This window comes from Daejeonella sp. AP26, assembly GCF_056680515.1.
On record NZ_CM155286.1, the window covers coordinates 3,831,464 to 3,850,378 of the forward strand.

Below are 18,915 nucleotides of genomic sequence, written 5' to 3' on the forward strand. Positions count from 1 at the left end.
GTGTTCAGAAATTTTGAAAGACGCATAACGAAGAAGTAATTGTACTAATACCCAAAAGTTGAGATTGTGCAATGGTATGGTACAGTGTCATCGGGTATGAATCGAAATTTGAGTATTATAACGAAAGCGGGCTATGATTACGCTTCTTCTGTTGAAAAATAACTCATTTTTAATACTAAGGACATCTAAATATGACACAGAAGTTGGTAACTAATTCACTGGTTAAGTAAAGCCCCTGCGTAAAAAATGAAGGGGCTTTTTTATGAGCTGAATCTCTTTTTCAGAAATGCTCTTAAGAACTTTGGAGATGTACAGTATAGAACCTTGTGGGGATGTTGATATGAAAACTAATTGTTCAATGGATTGTGAAATTTTTTGCTGTTCGAACTCGGTGGTAATTTCTTTATGATCAAAAAATAGCACATCTTCGCGCATTAACTAAACATAAATTAATAGCGAATGAAAAAACTTTTACAAAGTTGTATGTTTTTCTTGTTCCTCGTTGCCAGCCAGGCATATGCACAAGACCGGATTGTTTCCGGAACAATAACAGCACAAGAAGATGGATTACCGTTACCCGGGGTAAGCATCAAAATTAAGGGTACCACAAATGGTGGTCAAACTGGTGTAGATGGCCAGTATTCAATTAAAGTCCCCTCTAACAATGCAGTTTTAGTTATTTCCTACATTGGATATTCAACGCAGGAAGTGAATGTTGGAGCAAGGAATATTGTAAACATTTCTTTAGTTACCGACGCGCAGCAATTGAGTGAGGTTGTTGTGGTAGGTTATGGTACCGCAACCAAACAATCTTTCACCGGTTCGGCAGCAGTAATTAACAGTGATGTGCTGGAAAATCGTCCGGTTACATCGTTCGAAAAAGCTCTTCAAGGAGCTGCCGCTGGTGTAACTGTGTCAAGCGTATCAGGTCAGCCGGGTGCCACGTCTACTGTTCGGATTAGAGGTGTTGGTTCTCTATCAGCATCATCCACACCGTTATATGTCGTAGACGGTATTCCTATCTCTACCGGTGACTTTAGCCAGGTAGCTACTTCATCCGATGTGCTTTCAAGTTTGAATCCGAATGATATCGAGTCTGTCACTGTACTGAAGGATGCATCAGCTGGTTCCATTTACGGATCCAGAGCTGCCAACGGTGTTATTTTGATCACTACCAAAAAGGGAAAATCAGGAGCAACCAGGTTTAACGCAACTATAAACAACGGATATTCTAATGCCGCTGTTGACAAACACGAAACCTTAAGTGCAGGCCAATATTTCAAACAGTATTTTGATTACTATTACAATCTTAGAACTGTTGCTGGTGACTCACCTGCTGCGGCAGCATTAAGCGCGAATACCTCAACTAAAGCCAGATTAGCAGTTAATCCATATAACGTTGCAAATCCATACACTGCAGGTGGCGTTTTAGACCCCGCTGCGAAACTTTATTACGATACAGACTGGCGTGATGCTGTACTTAACCAGGGTCAGACTAAAAACGTCAATGTTTCTGCTCAAGGTGGAGATGCGGCTACCAAATTCTTTATCTCAGGAGGTTACTATGACCAAAAAGGTATCGTTCTGGCTTCAAATTTTAAAAGATACTCTGGTAAAATAAATGTTTCAAACCAGGTTAATAAAGCGATCAATGTAGGTATTAATAGTACGCTTTCGTACACTGATCAAAACACCCCGGCGGGTTCAACAGGAGCTGCCAACCCTGTTAGATTCAGTGATGTAGTATCAAATATTTATTCTCTTTATCAGAGAGATGCCAACGGTATCCCTGTTACTGATCCCTCGGGAAATAATGTTTATAATTATATCAATCCTATCTCTGTAGACTTTAATCCACTTGGTTTAGCTGAAAAGGATGAATACATTACACGCACTGCAAGAGCAATCCTTAATCCTTATGCTGAGGTTCAGTTCCTCAAAGATTTTCGTTTTAAGACCAACTTCGCTGTAGATTATATCAACAATCGTGAACGGTTGTTTTATAATCCGGAGCATGGAAATGGTGCGGCGCCAGCCGGAAGAGCCGAACGTTATACCGTACAGGATATGACCCTGACAATTTCAAATACTTTAAATTACGACAAACGAATAGGTTTGGGCGATTTGAACGTATTAGTCGGGCAGGAAGCTTACGGCACTAAATACGATAATATTCAGGCATCGATTACAGGTTTCCCTTTTGATGGCGTCCCAGAATTGGTGGCAGGTTCTTTACCAGGTACCCCAACTTCTTATCTGACAGAAAAAAGAATGTCGTCTTACTTCACCAGAGCAAGTTATAGCTATGCGGATAAATATTTCGTTCAGGGAAGCTTCCGGAGAGATGGATCTAGTGTATTTGGATCGGAAAATAGATTTGGTAATTTTTATTCTGCAGGTGTAGCCTGGAGAGTAAATGAAGAAAGTTTTCTTAAAGATGTTAGTTGGATTGATGAGTTGAAACTTAGAGCCAGTTACGGAACTTCCGGGAATGATCGGATAGGGCGTTACGATGCTCAGGGACTATACGGCCTGGGTAACAATTACCAGGGACAGTCAGGTATCACTTATACTAATCTTCAAAATCCATTGTTGAAATGGGAAGAAAATAATCAATTGGATATTGGCGCTGAATTTAATTTATTCGGTGGAAAACTGGGTGGAGAGATTTCCTACTATGATCGCCAGGCGGAAGGATTATTATACAATCAGCCACTTTCTTATACCACAGGATTTGCCAGCGTAGTAACCAACCTTGCTTCTATGGAGAATAAAGGAATTGACTTATTACTAACCGGAAATCCCGTTAAGTCAAAAGACTTTAACTGGACTATTTCTTACAACCTGACTACTTCAAAAAATGAAATTAAAAAGCTTACAGGTAACGACGTTATCAGCGGTAGTAAGCGCTTAAAAGTCGGCAGCGACCTTTATCAGTTTTATTTAAGAGACTATGCAGGTGTTGATCCAGCTGATGGAGCTCCATTGTGGTATATTGATGAAGTTGGCGCGGATGGGAAAGCTACCGGAACACGTTTGACAACTAAAAATTACAATCTTGCCACACGTTATGACAGTGGAAGCTCACTTCCAAAATACACTGGTGGATTAACTAACACTTTAAGGTATAAAGGATTTGATTTTACCGCGTTCGTATTCTATAGCTATGGAGGCAAAATTTATGATAACCTTTACGCTACCTTGAACCATGCTGGGTCAAACAATGGAACTCAGTTATCTTCTAACATTTACAATTCATGGCAAAAGGCTGGGGATGTTACAAATACTCCACGCTTCAGACCCACAAATACTGATTTAGGCAATAGCCAGTCAACCCGATTCTTATATGATGGATCTTACATCAGAGTTAAAAACCTCACACTGGGTTACGACTTAAAAAGAGAATGGGCTCAGAAAGCTAAATTATCAAATGCCCGAATTTTCCTAAGTGCTGAAAACGCATTCACATTTGCAAAACACAAAGGAATGGATCCGGAAACTGAAATCACCGGATTAAATGACAGTGATGTTCCAAATATTAAAACACTGTCACTTGGTTTAAATATTGGCTTTTAATCAGAACAAAAATGAAATATTCATATAAAATAAATAGCGGGGTGTTCCTTGGAGCACTCGCACTCTCTCTTACTTTTTCGAGTTGTAAAAAGGATTTTCTAGATGTTACTCCCACCCAGTCAATAAGCAACACGGAAGCTTTTACAAGTGAAGCTAAGTTGCAGGCTGCTATGACCGGCATCTATGATCTGATCACCAATAATATCTATACCTATAATATCATCCTGAATGCAGAAGCAAAGGGTGAAGATGCCTTTCCAAATTCAACCGGTAATTATAATCGGTTCGTAGCAGGGTATCAATACATTGAAACAGTAAATAACGGCGAACTGCAGAGCCATTGGTCTCAAGGCTACAAGATCATCGCTAACTGTAATCAATTAATTGAAAACGCTCCGACAGCTCCGGTATCTGAGGAGATTAAAAATCGCTTCATCGCTGAAGCAACTGCCATCAGAGCTTATGTTCATTTTCAACTTGTTCAGGAATTTGGCGAAAAGTCTTTCGCTCTTGATCCTGAGGCAATGGGTGTTCCAGTTGTAGTAAAGTCAATCGGCCCAACTGATGAATTCCCTGCAAGAGCTAAAGTAAAAGAGGTATATGATGCAATCTTAACTGATCTTGCTTTCGCTGAAAGTAACTTTCCGGCTAGCATAGATGACGTTTATCGAATTAATTTGAGTGCTATCAAAGCCATTCAAGCCCGGGTTTATCTTGCCAAGGAAGATTGGACGAAAGCCAGCGAATCTGCTAAAGCTGCACGCGCAGGACATACTTTAGGTTCTGCAAGCTCGCTTTTGGAGGGCTTCAGAGCTCCGACATCCGAATGGATTTTTGGACTGAGAAGTACCGCAGATGACAATGATTTCTATTTAGAAGTTCAGTCCTTCTTTGATCCTTACGACAGAGGATATTCAAGTTTTAGAATTAGTGAGGAACTATTTAACTCATTCGAGGAAACTGACATTCGTAAGAATCAGTTCAGAATTCCAGGAGATGTAGGTGGTGATCCGACAACGGGAGAATATGAGCTACTTGGAAATGGTTATCTGACAAGTAAATTTGTGTTTGATGGTTCCGGAGCCAATGATCAACTTCTAATCAGAGCATCAGAAATGGTTTTAGCAGAAGCAGAAGCAGAAGCGAGAATTGGCGGAGCAAATGAAATAGCTGCTAAGCAGGCATTACTTTTAATTCAGAAAAGAGCCAACCCTACAGCTGTTTTATCCGCTAATACTGGAGCTGCTTTAGTTCAGGAGATTTTATTTGAACGCAGAAAGGAATTATTTGGAGAGGGCCAACGGTATTATGACATCCTGAGAACTAAGCAATCATTGGTTAGAACAGGGTCAGCGTCACATTGGAGCTTGTTAAATATTCCTGCGGGAGATAAAAAGTTTGCTCTGCCAATTCCTCAGGCAGAAATAAATGCTAATCCTAAGATTATTCAAAATCCTCTATAGGCAGTAACATGTATATAAGGAACCTGGCCGCCGGTTCAGGTTCCTTATTTAACTGTTAATAGCAAGAAAAGTTAAGCATGTTAGGGCTTCTTTACCAATGTCACCTCTACTCTTAAATTCCGCAATCCTTCTGTCGGATCTTTAGTTACCACAATCGGCATTTTGCCACCCACACCAGCACAGGAAATTCGCCTCTCAGCGATTTCGTTATTGATCAAGTATTTTTTCACAGCTATTGCTCTGTTAAATGACAGCTGTTGAAGATACTTTGCAGATGCAAAGACATTTTGATTGGTGTGGCCGGTAATTTTAACCGTCCACTCAGGACGTTCTTTCATGAAATGAGCCAGCCTGTCCAGTTCGGGTAGCGAAGAGGATAATATTTCGTCTTTGTTGGGTTGAAAATGGATATTATTCAAAACCAGTTTATCGCCTGAAACTGGGGTATCTAAATAGAAATTAAGATTTGCGTCTCTAAGTATGAAGGTATCGGCAGTAGCGAAGATATAGGCTGGGTGGCTGGAAGTAACATTTAATGGTCGGCTAACCGGCACCTTCATCTTATAACGGCCGGTAATGGAGTCAGCAATGGTCTTACCTATCAGAACACCGGTTGAATCATCGTCGACAGTAATCTCTGCTGATAATGGTTTGTTAGAATGACGGTCAAGGACGGTGCCTTCCAGATCTACGAATGGTCCCCTGATGTCCGGCATTAGCCTTATAGACATGTCAAACCCTTGCCCACCGTATATATTATCCAGCACCATTGTCAGTTTATCCCCAGATCTGACCTCTAAGGGCATTGAATAGTTATTACCGGGACCTGGCTTCACAAACTTACTGGAGGCACCTTTTGCCATGCCGGTTTTGCTGGATAGTGCTGTTGCGTTACGTGCATTGTTTGTGCGGAGTGGCAACGCAGTTTCATTACGGATGTTTTTTTCCAGATCACTGCCGTATTTATACAGCATCCAGTCATAATCATCCTTCACCTGGTGCGGAATAACATCGAATGTAAGTATTCCGCTGAAGGGAACATCGATGATGAACCAGGTGGTATTGCGCTCCTCTCGAAATATGGTGCTGCTACGTTCCGGGTTTATTTTGAATTCTTTGATCTTGCCGTAACCGGAGGGCGCCCTTTTAAACGAGTATTGTTGGTTTACATAAACTGTTGCTGCAATTTTGAGATCCCCTCTTAATAGTATTTCATCTTGTGCGCGGGTAACTCCCGGCAACAACAGGCAGAATACGAAGAGGAGAGCAATACGCATATTATTTTTTATCAACGCTGTATCTGCCGGGTCCAATAATAGTGAGCCCGATAAATACAATGGCGGCCTCTACAGCATGTGAGGCGCCGCTAAGGCCATCGCCAGTTTTTAGATGCATTATCGACGCCACAATCATGGTTATGGATAACAACAGGGTAGCAGGACGGAACGCCAGACCAAGCAGTACCAGGAAGCCGCCAAAAGTTTCGGTAGCAGCGGCAAGAAATCCCCATCCAACCGGGAAAAATGTAACTCCCGTATGTTTCATTGCATCGCCAACAGCAGTCCAGTTATCAGGGCCGCCGAGAAGTTTGGGGTAACCATGAAACATAAACATAATGCCCAGTCCGACGCGGATAATTAATAGTCCTGTGTTTTTATATTTACCAAGGTTTGAAAGAATGGCCATTAATCTATATATGTAAGGTGTACCTGATGTGGACCGGCATTTAAATTTACTGTTTTTCCGAGTATTAACGCATGGTTATTCTCTATATGTCCGGCCGGGAAATCGAAAGAAACAGGGAAATTATATTCATTTGTATGTTCGCGAATGATCTCTGCAGCAGTGAGCCCGAACGGAATTTCATTATCCTTTAATTCGGTAAATCCGCCTACCAGCAGTCCATTTAGCTTAGCTAATTTTCCGGATCTTTTGAGATTCCACATCATCCTGTCGACAGAATACAGATACTCTCCGACATCTTCTATGAAAAGAATCTTATTTGAGTAATCCATATCAGATACAGAGCCTGACATCGTCATTAATAAAGTTAGGTTTCCGCCTATTAAAATTCCTTCAGCTTCGCCGGGCTTATTTTCCTGTGTGCTTTCGTATTGGTAATCAAACGATTCGTTAAACAGCGCTTTGCGAAGAGTTTCTAACGATTGTTTTGTCCCATCAGGAATGGTTAATGGCATCTGACCATGAATGCTCTGAGTATTGAAGCAAGCAAAGATATGACTATGCAATACGGTAATATCGCTAAAGCCAATGATCCACTTGGGCTGAGCTGCGAAACCTGAGAAGTCTATTTTGTCAATGATGCGGATGGTTCCGTAACCGCCGCGGGCAGCAAAGATGGCTTTTACAGAATTATCATCCAGGAAGCGCTGAAAGTCTTTGGTCCGTAAGGCGTCATCGCCCGCATACTGATTGAATTCGGCGTGCACCGTATCGCCCAACAGTACTTTGAGGCCCCACGACTCCAGGAGATTTACCGCATCCGTAATTGCATGAGGAAGTTTTTTGGCGGGACAGGTAATGGCGACGGTATCGCCTTTTTTCAAATAGGGCGGTGTCAATGTGCTAATTTGTTGATTTTGGTTCAATGTGCTAAGGTGCTTATTTGTCAATTTATCAATGATATGTAAAGCGTGTTAACGATGCGCTAATTCTCTGCAGTGTCAATAATTGGCAAATTAACAAATTGAATGGCCTCATAAGCAAATTGATTATCTTTGCAAAATTACAAAAAACGATAATTTCATAAATTTTGGGAAACGACAAGTTCAAAAGATACACAGTTACTGCGGCACTTCCTTATACTAACGGTCCGGTACATATTGGCCACCTGGCTGGGGTTTATGTGCCCGCCGACATTTACGTAAGATATTTGCGGTCGAAAGGCAAGGATGTTGTATTTATCTGCGGATCTGATGAGCATGGGGTCCCCATCACGTTAAAAGCTAAGAAGGAAGGAATAACGCCGCAACAGGTGGTGGATAAATATCACCGGATTATAGGGGATTCTTTTCGTGATTTTGGTGTTTCTTTTAATATTTATCATCGTACATCTTCTGAAACTCACCACGAGACAGCGTCTGGCTTCTTCAAGAACTTGTACGATAAGGGTGTATTTACGGAAGAGGTTACAGAACAGTATTTTGACGAAAAGGCTAACCAGTTTCTAGCCGACCGGTATATAATAGGCACTTGTCCGAATTGCGGGAATGAAAACGCATATGGAGATCAGTGTGAAAAATGCGGTACTTCTTTGAGCCCTACTGAACTGATCAATCCGAAGTCTACGCTTTCGGGAGATAAACCGGTTTTGCGGAACACCCGGAATTGGTTTTTACCCCTCGATAAGATGCAGCCACAGGTAGAAGCCTATATCGATTCACACAAGGAATGGCGTCCTACAGTTTTCGGTCAGTGTAAATCATGGCTTAATGGTGGTTTGCAACCGCGGGCAATGACGCGCGACCTTGACTGGGGTGTACAAGTTCCGGTTGAAGGTGCCGAGGGAAAGGTGTTGTATGTGTGGTTTGATGCGCCTATCGGATATATTTCTGCGACTAAAGACTTGTTTAACGACGGACTTAGCGATGAGAAAAAGAAGGAATACTACCTGAAGGAGAATCTGAAACCAGCGGGGAGTTGGGAAGATTACTGGAAGTCGGATGATTCTAAACTGGTGCACTTCATCGGAAAGGATAATATTGTATTTCATTGTATCATTTTTCCGGCTATGCTGATGGCACACGGAGAATATACCCTGGCAGATAATGTGCCGGCAAACGAATTCTTAAACCTGGAGGGGGATAAAATTTCTACTTCCCGCAACTGGGCGGTATGGTTACCGGAATATCTTGCTGACTTTCCCGAAAAGCAGGATGTGCTGCGTTATGTTTTAACGGCCACGGCGCCTGAAACCAAAGACAACGACTTTACCTGGAAAGACTTTCAGGCTCGGAACAATAATGAGCTGGTCGCCATCTTTGGGAATTTCATTAACCGGGTAATGGTGCTTTCACATAAGTACTTCGATGGAAAGGTGTCCATGGGATCACAATTCACTGAAGCTGATCTGGAATTGCTGGCTGAAATGGCATTTTACCCAGAAAAGCTCACCGTAAGCATCGAACAATATCGTTTTCGTGAAGCCTTAGGTGAATTTATGAATCTGGCAAGGCTGGGCAATAAGTACCTGGCTGATATGGAACCGTGGAAGCTGATTAAAACTGATGAGGAGCGTGTTAAGACTGTCTTAAACGTGGGTTTACAGATTGCTGCTAACCTGGCCATCCTCTCTCAGCCGTTTCTGCCGTTTACAGCCGTAAAGCTTTTTAACATGCTGAACCTGGAAGCTCTTAATTGGGACCATGCAGGTAGGTCTGCCCTTCTGTCTGAAGGCCATCAGTTGAATGAAGCATCGTTATTGTTCGAGAAAATCGAAGACGATGCAATCGAAGCGCAGATACAAAGATTATTGAATACAAAGAATGCTAATGAACAGGTTCAAGCCGCTGTAAGTGAGGGTAAGCCGAATATCAGCTTCGAACAGTTTGCAGCAATGGACGTCAGGGTAGGCACTATACTGACCGCTGAAAAAGTAGCCAAGACTAAGAAACTTCTAAAGTTAACGATAGACACCGGCTTAGATCAGCGGACTGTAGTTTCTGGTATAGCTGAATACTTTGAAGCAGAAAGCATCATTGGCAAACAGGTATCAATACTTGTAAATCTGGAGCCCCGTGAGATAAAAGGTATTTTATCACAGGGAATGATTCTGATGGCTGAAAATTCAGATGGAAAACTTAGTTTTGTAGCACCAGCCGAGACTCTTCAGAATGGAGCTGTTGTGCGGTAGTGATACAATAGCTTGTGAAGTCAATAGTCAGACTTTTACAGTATGCAAGTGATAGGTTAATAATGGCCCCATAGTTCACGCCTGCCCGCAGGCAGGGATAGAAGGGGTTTTTCATTAACTTGGAATATTATATATGTAAAAAATCAAGGTTTGTAATGGACAATTAAATGGCCCCGTAGTTCAACGGATAGAATAGGCGTTTCCTAAACTCTAGATATGGGTTCGATTCCCGTCGGGGCTACTATTACTACTGATACACCCCATTTAGACTATTCTAAAAGGGGTGTATTGGTTTTTTTGCCGGAAATATTTCGTGACTTAGACAAAATGCATTAGCCAAATAACAGAAACTAAGCCTGCGGTTACCATTTAGAGTTACGGAATCAATTTTTCCTCTCTTAGCTTTTCAAATAGATCAAAAAACGACTCTCTGGTATCCTGATAAAGGGTGAAGCCCAGCTTTCGACTTTTCGACATATCGGTCATTACTTCAATCGGGCGGCTGAGATCCAGATCTGTATGCCAGGCTGATGCCAAGCGGTTTAAATCAGATTCTTTCAAATTATGCTTACCAGCTATCTCTTTCCAAAGTGGGCCGTCATTTGAAATTTCAACTTCCAGAGGATGAATGGTACCATCGAATCCAATATCATAACATCAAACCACTCTGCCAATTTATTCCAGAGCCAGTTCCATCGGAACAACTCACCATTTGTGATATTGAAGGCTTGGTTACGAGCAGTATCGGTAGAAGAGGTCCAAATCAATTGCTCGGCTAGTATACGCGCATCGGTTATATCAGATAAACCGTTCCATTGAGCAACTGAGCCAGGGAGATGGAATGGCCTGCTGGCTTCTTTACAAATGGTGGCGTAAACGGCCAGGGTGGTTCCCATATTCATCAGATTGCCCACCGCTTTGCCGATCACTGTATGCGGACGGTGAATACTCCAGGGGAAGCCATCACGTTCAGCTGCCGCAAATACCTCATCTTCCTGAGCGTAGTAAAAGTTTTCGATTTCAAGGCGCGGATGCTCTTCGCGTACTGGTGTAACGGGTAGCGTTCCCGCTTTAGCATAGGCTCCGAAAGGACCCAAATAGTGTTTCAGTCCGGTTACCAAAGCCACATGACGCACCGACTTTTTAGTGATAGTGCATTCAGCAGGTTTCGGACCATCAAGCTGTTTATTCTGATATTTTCCGCTTCCGTTTCATTGCGCATCCAACTTGTGATAAAAACATGTGTTGGAGCTATGTCTGTTAATGCATGGTTTACGCTTTCTAAGCTTAACAAATCAGCGGTGACAGGTATTAAGCCGTTAGTATCAGTTTTTGGATTACGCGCCAATCCATAGCTCTTCCACCCTTGGGCAATTAATTTTCGTGATGCCCCTCGCGCCTACTACTAATGCTATCTTTTCCATATCTTAATTCAGCGTTTAAGAATTCATTTGTTTCAGTAATTCACGAGCCATGGGTCATGAGGGTCGACAAATTTCTTAGCACTCTTTTAAATATCCGCTAGCCTTATGTAAAGAACCGTGAAGGGATTTCAAACAGATTTGTTTCTAAATTTTAAAGTATCGCGACAGCTAATAATTGATTTTATTAAGAAAACGAAGTCCCAACCTTTCATCAAGAATTAGTAAATTAGGAATTAAGAACCTGAGCAGATACCTGTTTATTCATTTTTTGCCCCTTCCTTTTGTTGGTTCGAACAGAGTCGAGATTTTAAGCCTGTTTTTGACAATTTTTTATTAGTGTTCACAAGTGCACCAGATGCTTTAAATTGCTATGAAATTAATCGCTCTAATAATTTCTGTCTTTACTGTTCACCTGAACGCTGCCTTTGCTCAGTATCCAAAGATAGACAGTCTGGAAATTTTCTTGAAAAACCATTTAACTCAGGATACTAACAGGGTAAAGGTCCTTAATGAGCTTGCTTATGAGCTACAGGGCTCAGGTTCAAAACGCAGTCTTCCGGTTGCCCTTGAAGCCTTTCAACTATCACGTAAGCTAAAATATTGGAAGGGAGAGGTGACAGCTTCGCGCCGTTTGGGCGGGTATTATTACCAGAGGGCTGATTACCCTGCTGCGTTGAAATATTTTAATTTGAATCAGCGGCTTGCAAAGGAAATTGGCGACAATACTGCTCTAGCCTGGGCATTTAATGGGAAAGGGACGGTATATCATAGTAAGTCGGATTATCCGAAAGCATTGGAAAATTACTTACAGGCGGTCAAAATTTTTGAGAGTACTGGCAAGCATAAGGAGGCTGCCTCAATAATGGGTAATGTGGGGGTTCTCTATAAGGAGATCGGAGATTTGACACTAGCTTTGAAGTATTACCAGTCCGGATTAACAATTCAAGAGCAAAGAGGAGATAAAGATGAAATTGGCAGATTTTTGAATAATATTGGCGGTATCTACAGCGATCAAGGCAAATTTCAACAAGCAGAGGCAACATTTATGCGAGGTTTAACGATTGCTGAAACCAGGGGTAATCAACGGTTAACAGCTCTCATTTTACGTAATTTGTTGGAAATGACGGTGATTCAAAAAAAGTATCCTATGTCTTTCAAGTACGGTTTCAGGTCTTTATCTCTTTACAAATCATTGGATGATCCCGAAGGAATTGCGGACGTTTCTTATCAGATAGCACTAGCCTACCTGAATTCCGGCAACGCAGATAGCGCATTATACTATGCGACAAGCTCAATGAATACCGCACAGAAAATAGGCTTTAAAAGAAACATTCATAATACATTTAATGTACTTGCCCAGGCATATGCAGCCAACAATAAGTTTCCTGAAGCATATCAGGCGCAACGTCAATATATCGCTTATAAGGATAGTCTGATAGGGGAAGATCAGAAGAGTGTGGTGGCAGGCTTGAAATTTCAATACGAACTTGATAGAAAGCAAACCCAAATTGAAATGCTCAATAAGGAAAGACAGCTTAGGATGGAGGAGGCAAGACATCAGCGGCATCTAACTTATACTTTAACTGCCGGTTTACTATTGGCAGCTTTATTAGCGATAGTGCTGGTTCGGAGTAATAAGCAGAAACACACAGCAAACGTTCAGCTAAACCGACAGAAACTTGAACTGCAGCGAGCCTTAGTCGAGTTGAAGTCAACCCAGGCTCAGTTAGTTCAAAGAGAGAAAATGGCTTCGTTAGGAGAGCTGACAGCCGGCATTGCTCATGAGATTCAAAATCCCCTTAATTTTGTAAATAACTTCTCGCAGGTGACGGAGGAGTTGCTGGAAGAATTGAAAGGAGGCGCGGTTCAGAAGCTGGGGGGCGCCGATAAAGCAGAAGTGGACGAGCTGATCAGCTACATTACTTCGAATCTGGAAAAAATAAGTCACCATGGAAAGAGAGCGGATGAAATTGTGAAGGCAATGCTTCAGCACTCGCGAAGTAGTTCCGGACGAAAGGAAGAGACAGACCTTAATTCACTTGTTGACGAATTCCTGCGCTTAAGCTACCATGGCATCAGGGCAAAAGAAAAATCGCTCAGCGTTACCATCCACACAGACTTCGACCCAAACATCCAGCCGGTCAATGTTAATCCGCAGGACATGGGAAGGGTATTGTTGAATTTATTCTCTAACGCCTTCTATTCAGTCTCTGAAAAGAAAAAACTCAAGGGAGATAGTTATGTCCCCGAAGTTTCTGTAAGAACAAAGCGTCTTTACGATGGGATTGAAATCAAGATCAGAGATAATGGGATGGGAATACCAGCCAATGCAGTTAGCAAGATTTATCAGCCCTTTTTTACGACAAAGCCAACCGGACAGGGTACAGGTTTAGGCCTATCGCTCAGTTATGATATTATAACAAAGGGGCACGGTGGAGAAATTAAGGTAGAGACCAGTGAAGATGGTTTCGCAGAGTTTACTATTCAGTTGCCGGTGCGGGATAAAGTGCTGTCTGCCAGTACAGTCTAACGCTGCTTAGTATGATGCTATAATTCAAATAAGATGGTAAAAATTCTAGTTGCCGATGATGAGACCGATCTTGAAATACTTATCCGGCAAAAGTTCCGTCAACAGATCAGAGAAAAGAAATATCATTTTACTTTCGCGTTCAATGGTAACCAAGCACTCGAGCAACTTAAGGCGGATCCTGAGATAGCCATTTTACTTAGCGATATCAAAATGCCTGAATTGGACGGGCTGACTTTATTAGGTAAAATTAATGAGTTATATCCACTTGTAAAAACCGTAATGGTTTCTGCTTATGGTGACATGGATAACATCCGGATGGCCATGAACCTCGGTGCTTTTGATTTTATATGTAAGCCTGTAAATTTTGCTGATCTGGAACTAACCATCGAAAAAACTATGCAGCATATTTTACAGGTAAAGCAAACTCTTCAGGCTATCAAGGAGAATAATATTCTTAAAATGTATGTTGACGAGACAGTTTTAAATTTCATGAATCGGGAGGAATTTGAAGCAAGTCTACTGGCAAACGAAACTATAGAGTCAACGGTTGTATTTATTGACATTTGCGATTTTACCTCCATTACCGAGAAAGAGCCGGCAGATAAAGTTGTTAAGCTTTTGAACAATTACTTTGAAGTTATGGTTAAGCAGATAATCGCTCAAAATGGACACATTGATAAGTTTATGGGCGATTCGATAATGGCGGTATTTCGAGGTGAATATCATTTAGACCGCGCAGTTGAAGCTTCTCTGGCTGTTCGTGAGCATATAAATAAATTGCCGGATATTTCTGCGGAACTGAACTTCTTACCGGAGGTTTCTACTGGGATCAAAAGCGGTGAGGTGATTTCAGGAAATATTGGCTCTGCTAGTCTTCGTAGACTTGATTACACAGTTATTGGAGATGTTGTTAATACAGCTCAGCGATTGAAGGCGGCAGCTAAACCTGGTCAGATCATTATTGATGAATATGATTTCGAAAAGATTAAGGAATCTTTTAAATGTGAGATGGTTGGTACGACAACATTAAAACATAAAGAAGGTACACGAACGATTTATGAAGTTTTAAGCTGAGAAAATGACTTTCTCAGCTATATTGATGCGTTAGTCGCATGGATTAACAATATCCTAAGGCAACCCAGATTAAAATAAAAACAACAATGGTACCGATGCAGCCACCGCCAAGCTTTTTGGCGCCATAACCTGCAATAATTGCTCTAAAGAAATTGTTCATATGTATAAGGTTTTAGTTTCTAATAACCACAAACGTTCGATAAGGTTTGGGGCGGCCGTTTTAGAAGCAATAAAAAGGCCGAATCTCAATCTCCGGCCTGTACTTACATTTATATCATACTAACGAACTATGCGCCTCCCTGTCTTCTGACCTCGATCCTGTCACCACGACCTGGCATTCGCATCTGCGTTTGTTGACCGTTAAAGCTTTGCAGTCGCATGGTAAAACTCAACATAAAATATCTTGATAAACGATTGCTTCGGCTATCTACAATTGTATTAGCACTGGTTATAGGCGAGCGTGATACGCTGATGTTCTCATCCAAAAGGTCAAAAGCTTGGAGACGTAAAGTTCCGTTCTTGCCTTTAAAAAATTGTTTCTCGAGATAAGTGTTTATTATAAAAGGATTGGCAGCTAGTAAACTGCTGTATCCACTATTGAAAGTTTTCCTCATGTCAATGCCAATAAGAAATGTTTTAAGGAAATAGGTTTTGCTGTTGAAGTTGACACCCCAAGCAGAAACCTTTGTGTTTGAGCGAGTAACTATGTCATTGGTGTTGGTATTGTAACTGTAACTAACGCCTGGGTTCATCTCCAGCCACTCAACAGGATTTATCTGCGTATTCAATCCTTGAGTTAGTACCCAGTTTTTGCCAATATTTTTCTCGCCATTGTTAAAGGAAACGTTATTATTATAGTTAGCAGAACCGTTGATAGATACCACATATTTACGTTCTGCAAAGGGCTTTGAGTAATTATAAAAGCCATTTAAGGTATAGTATCCATCTGTATTTTTATAACGGGTCTCCTGGACAAGGCCTACTGCCGGGTCGTCAAGACGGGTTGTTATATCAGTTACGATTTTGTTCTCTGTAAAGGATGCTGAAAGATTAGTAAACAATACGTTGCCGGTATTAAATTCAAAGTTATTGTAACGAAGATTGAACCTATGATTAAATTCAGCGTTTAGGTTTGGATTACCAAAAATAGGATACTGAGGGTTTGAAAGGTCTGCTATCGGCTGTAACTGAGTATAACCGGGTTCATTGCTGCGGCCGAAATAGCTGGCATTGAAAGCACGTGTTCGAGAGAAATTGTATGAAAATCTGGCAGTTGGAACAAAATTGAGCCCGGTATTACGATAAGAAACCAGTTGGTTAGATATAATTGAATTCCCTTCAAGCACACTGGGCTGGATGCTGGCACCCAGGGAATAGTTATACTTCTTCTGATTAACCCGGTAGTTTAGTCCGAATCGATTAGTTGCAAATGAATAATCGTAGTTATTGCTCAGAGAATCGATCCGCAGGTTAGAGCCCTGTGGGTTGAGGTCAAAAGTTTCCCTGTCGTTTTCATACTTCGTATAGTTCGAGGTATAGCTGAACTCCAGGTTAGAAGTTCTTGTCAGGGGTTCGTTATAGGAGAGAGTAGCGCCCGAGTTAAGGCTTTTGTTGATTATATCGAGACGCTGGCGACGATAGACTTCAGTGTCTCCTGTAGGTCTGAAGTTTGTATACTCGTTTAACTCATCGCGATCTTGCTCACTGTCTGAATTATTCAGGTTTAAATTTAACGATATGTTGCGACCGCGTTTTGCGAAGCGATGATTTAACAACAGATTTCCGCCTATTGCCGGAGTAATGGAGGCCGAACTGTTTGAGGTAATTCCTGCAGAATTAGGTTGTGAATTATTGGTTTGGGTATAGTTTGAAAATCCTCGGGCATCTGATTGGGAGTAATTGAAGCTTGGCGAAAATTTGATGTAGTTCAAGCTATCCGGACGATACTCAAGATTCCAGTTGAAACGATGGTTGATATTAGTGGTTGTATTAGTATTATTTTGATCATTAACTATCAGATTATTTTCGAAAGCATTTTGCGAAAGCTGGTTACTGGTTACTTCATTGTCGCGGTTTGAAAAACTGTAGCTCCCGTAGGATGACAATTTCTTACTCCATTCATCCCGGTAATTTAAGCCGATAGATCCGACAAGAGTAAGTCCATCACCGCCAGCGTTATTGCCGCCACCTCTCATTCCACCCTGCATACGAACGGCGCCTCCGCCTCCGCCTCCGCCTCCGCCGCCTCCGCTGAAGTTGAACACTGAACTGTTTGTGTTATTCAAATTCCCGATGAAAGAGAGCTGCTGTTTGTCTTTGAAGGAATTTGCTGTTAATGACGCTTGATACCGGTCTTTATTTCCTCCGCCAACTGTTCCCTGAGCCATATATCCTTTGTTTTTATCGGGCCTGATCTCAATATTCAAGATTCTTTCAGGATCACCATTTTTGATACCTGTCAGGTTAGCCTGATCGCCATAATCTTCTATAATCTGGATCTTATCGATAATATCTGCCGGAAGCTGCTGGGTAGCAGTCTTTACATCTCCACCAAAAAAGTCTTTTCCATTTACCCGTACTTTAGTAATGGTTTTACCTTGTGCAGTAACATTACCATCCTTGTCAACCTCTACGCCCGGCAATTTCTTTAGCAGATCCTCAGCTAAAGCGTTTTCCCGCAGAGCGTAATTCGAAGCCTTATATTCTACGGTGTCTTCTTTAATGGTTACTTTGGGGGTGCCGGAGATAACCACTTCATTCAGCAATTTGCTTTCAAAGTTCATGGTTATAGGATCCAATAAGATGTTTGAGACATCTCCCGTTTTTTGATATCTTTTGCTAACAGTTTCGAAACCAAGGCGGGTGACAAGGATGCTGAAATCAGAAGCCTTTATGTTTAAAAATGCGAATTCGCCTTTATCATTTGTATTAGTGGTCAAACTGTCCGTCGCGGACACCAATTTTACGCTTGCTGCAATAATCTTATTTCCGGATGAGTCGATAACTGATCCACTTACTTGCCTGCCGGTCTGCGCGGCTACAGAGAAACTGAAAACAACGAAAAGCAGGAGAAGTAAAGTTTTATTCATTTATCTATCATTTAATTTTTAGCGAGTGTAGTTTTTATCCAAAACCCGGTTGCTGAGTTTTCCTTATTAGTTATTGGACCGCGGTCATAACGATAGTCACGGCGGGGATAACCATACATTCCACTTTGGGAGTTCCTATTGGGATTATAAGCTCCTCGGGGCTGCTTGACACCATTTATTTCAACCAGCAACGCAATTAATCCCTGACTGGTTGTAACACCTAATTGTTGTAAAGGGACAGCTAACTCAACCACCAAGTTGTCTTTTGAATCAAAACTTGCTGCTGCTTTAATTCCGTATGTGTTATTAATTGAGACAGGTCCATCGAGAATATCAGGAAACCCGGTGACGTTTATTCGCTGAATTCGGGCGAGGATATGTGCCTGCGCTTCTTTAGCGTCTGGCTGCCCTTTTACTGGTTTCACTGGCTGGCTACCGCGCTCCAGCACAGGGAAAATAACAGTGGAACCTGGTTTTTTTTTACCATCGGTATTTACAGAAAAACTAATACCACGGGCAAGTATTCGGTTAAGGTTCTGTTTATCCTGACTTTTTATAGCCAGGTAAAGCGTCTTTTCGTCATTCTTGACTTTAAAAGAGAATTGTGTGTCTTCGTTGAAGTATTGAAGTGAATCATTCCAGTCTGTTAACAGTCCATCAATATTAATAGATTTTGTGGCCCAGCTGCTAATTATCGTGTCATCATTTTTGATAGTTTGCGCTATCGTTGTTCTAAAGAGAAAAAATTGACTTCCGATGAAGAAAAGGATAAGAGAACGACGCAGAGATTGATTCATTTGTACTTCGACTTAGAAATCCCTTGTAAGTTTAAAAAGGAATTTTATTTAATTAGAACTCCTAATAAAGACGGCCTTAATAAAATATC

At 41.6% G+C, this 18,915-nt stretch carries 12 protein-coding genes and 1 tRNA gene; 6 read left to right on the forward strand and 7 right to left on the reverse strand.

Annotated features, from left to right (window positions below; translation table 11 throughout):
• The first annotated feature begins 459 nt into the window (after positions 1-459).
• Positions 460-3,576: a SusC/RagA family TonB-linked outer membrane protein gene (locus AC1MCB_RS16400; protein ID WP_479965795.1), complete on the forward strand. Its 3,117-nt coding sequence runs from the start codon at positions 460-462 to the stop codon at positions 3,574-3,576.
• A gap of 11 nt (positions 3,577-3,587) precedes the next feature.
• Entirely contained in the window at positions 3,588-5,039 is a 1,452-nt protein-coding gene (locus AC1MCB_RS16405) for a RagB/SusD family nutrient uptake outer membrane protein (RefSeq protein ID WP_479965796.1), read from the forward strand.
• Positions 5,040-5,119: 80 nt separating this feature from the next.
• Here AC1MCB_RS16405 and AC1MCB_RS16410 read toward each other — a convergent pair whose 3' ends face one another.
• From AC1MCB_RS16410 to AC1MCB_RS16420, 3 genes are read right to left on the reverse strand one after another with little or no spacing between them, the layout of a single operon-like run.
• A complete protein-coding gene (locus tag AC1MCB_RS16410; protein WP_479965797.1) occupies positions 5,120-6,316 on the reverse strand; it encodes an OmpA family protein in 1,197 nt (398 codons plus the stop codon).
• Between the two features lies 1 nt (position 6,317).
• Complete coding sequence (locus AC1MCB_RS16415) at positions 6,318-6,725, reverse strand: DoxX family protein (RefSeq protein WP_479965798.1); 408 nt, start codon at positions 6,723-6,725, stop codon at positions 6,318-6,320.
• A complete protein-coding gene (locus AC1MCB_RS16420; protein WP_479965799.1) occupies positions 6,725-7,606 on the reverse strand; it encodes a S66 peptidase family protein in 882 nt (293 codons plus the stop codon). Before AC1MCB_RS16420 ends, AC1MCB_RS16415 begins: the two co-directional genes overlap by 1 nt.
• A 206-nt stretch (positions 7,607-7,812) precedes the next feature.
• Between AC1MCB_RS16420 and metG the strand changes: the two genes are divergently transcribed.
• Positions 7,813-9,912 carry a methionine--tRNA ligase gene (gene metG, locus AC1MCB_RS16425; RefSeq protein WP_479965800.1) on the forward strand — a complete coding sequence of 700 codons (2,100 nt, stop codon included), beginning with the start codon at positions 7,813-7,815 and terminating at the stop codon, positions 9,910-9,912.
• Between the two features lie 169 nt (positions 9,913-10,081).
• Positions 10,082-10,153 (forward strand) — tRNA-Arg (locus tag AC1MCB_RS16430).
• A gap of 134 nt (positions 10,154-10,287) precedes the next feature.
• On the opposite strand, the gene AC1MCB_RS16435 is transcribed toward AC1MCB_RS16430, so the two are convergent.
• Complete coding sequence (locus tag AC1MCB_RS16435) at positions 10,288-10,449, reverse strand: hypothetical protein (RefSeq protein ID WP_479965801.1); 162 nt, start codon at positions 10,447-10,449, stop codon at positions 10,288-10,290.
• Between the two features lie 38 nt (positions 10,450-10,487).
• Positions 10,488-11,039: a Rossmann-fold NAD(P)-binding domain-containing protein gene (locus AC1MCB_RS16440; protein ID WP_479965802.1), complete on the reverse strand. Its 552-nt coding sequence runs from the start codon at positions 11,037-11,039 to the stop codon at positions 10,488-10,490.
• A gap of 667 nt (positions 11,040-11,706) precedes the next feature.
• Between AC1MCB_RS16440 and AC1MCB_RS16445 the strand changes: the two genes are divergently transcribed.
• Together AC1MCB_RS16445 and AC1MCB_RS16450 are read left to right on the forward strand one after the other, a co-directional pair.
• The gene (locus AC1MCB_RS16445) at positions 11,707-13,866 is read left to right on the forward strand and encodes a tetratricopeptide repeat-containing sensor histidine kinase (protein WP_479965803.1); all 2,160 of its coding nucleotides are present in this window, start codon (positions 11,707-11,709) and stop codon (positions 13,864-13,866) included.
• 33 nt (positions 13,867-13,899) lie between these two features.
• The gene (locus AC1MCB_RS16450; protein ID WP_479965804.1) at positions 13,900-14,940 is read left to right on the forward strand and encodes a response regulator; all 1,041 of its coding nucleotides are present in this window, start codon (positions 13,900-13,902) and stop codon (positions 14,938-14,940) included.
• 287 nt (positions 14,941-15,227) lie between these two features.
• Here AC1MCB_RS16450 and AC1MCB_RS16455 read toward each other — a convergent pair whose 3' ends face one another.
• Positions 15,228-18,029 (reverse strand): outer membrane beta-barrel protein, encoded by a 2,802-nt coding sequence (locus AC1MCB_RS16455; RefSeq protein WP_479965805.1) that lies wholly within the window; start codon positions 18,027-18,029, stop codon positions 15,228-15,230.
• A gap of 11 nt (positions 18,030-18,040) precedes the next feature.
• The gene (locus tag AC1MCB_RS16460) at positions 18,041-18,826 is read right to left on the reverse strand and encodes a hypothetical protein (protein WP_479965806.1); all 786 of its coding nucleotides are present in this window, start codon (positions 18,824-18,826) and stop codon (positions 18,041-18,043) included.
• Positions 18,827-18,915: the final 89 nt, after the last annotated feature.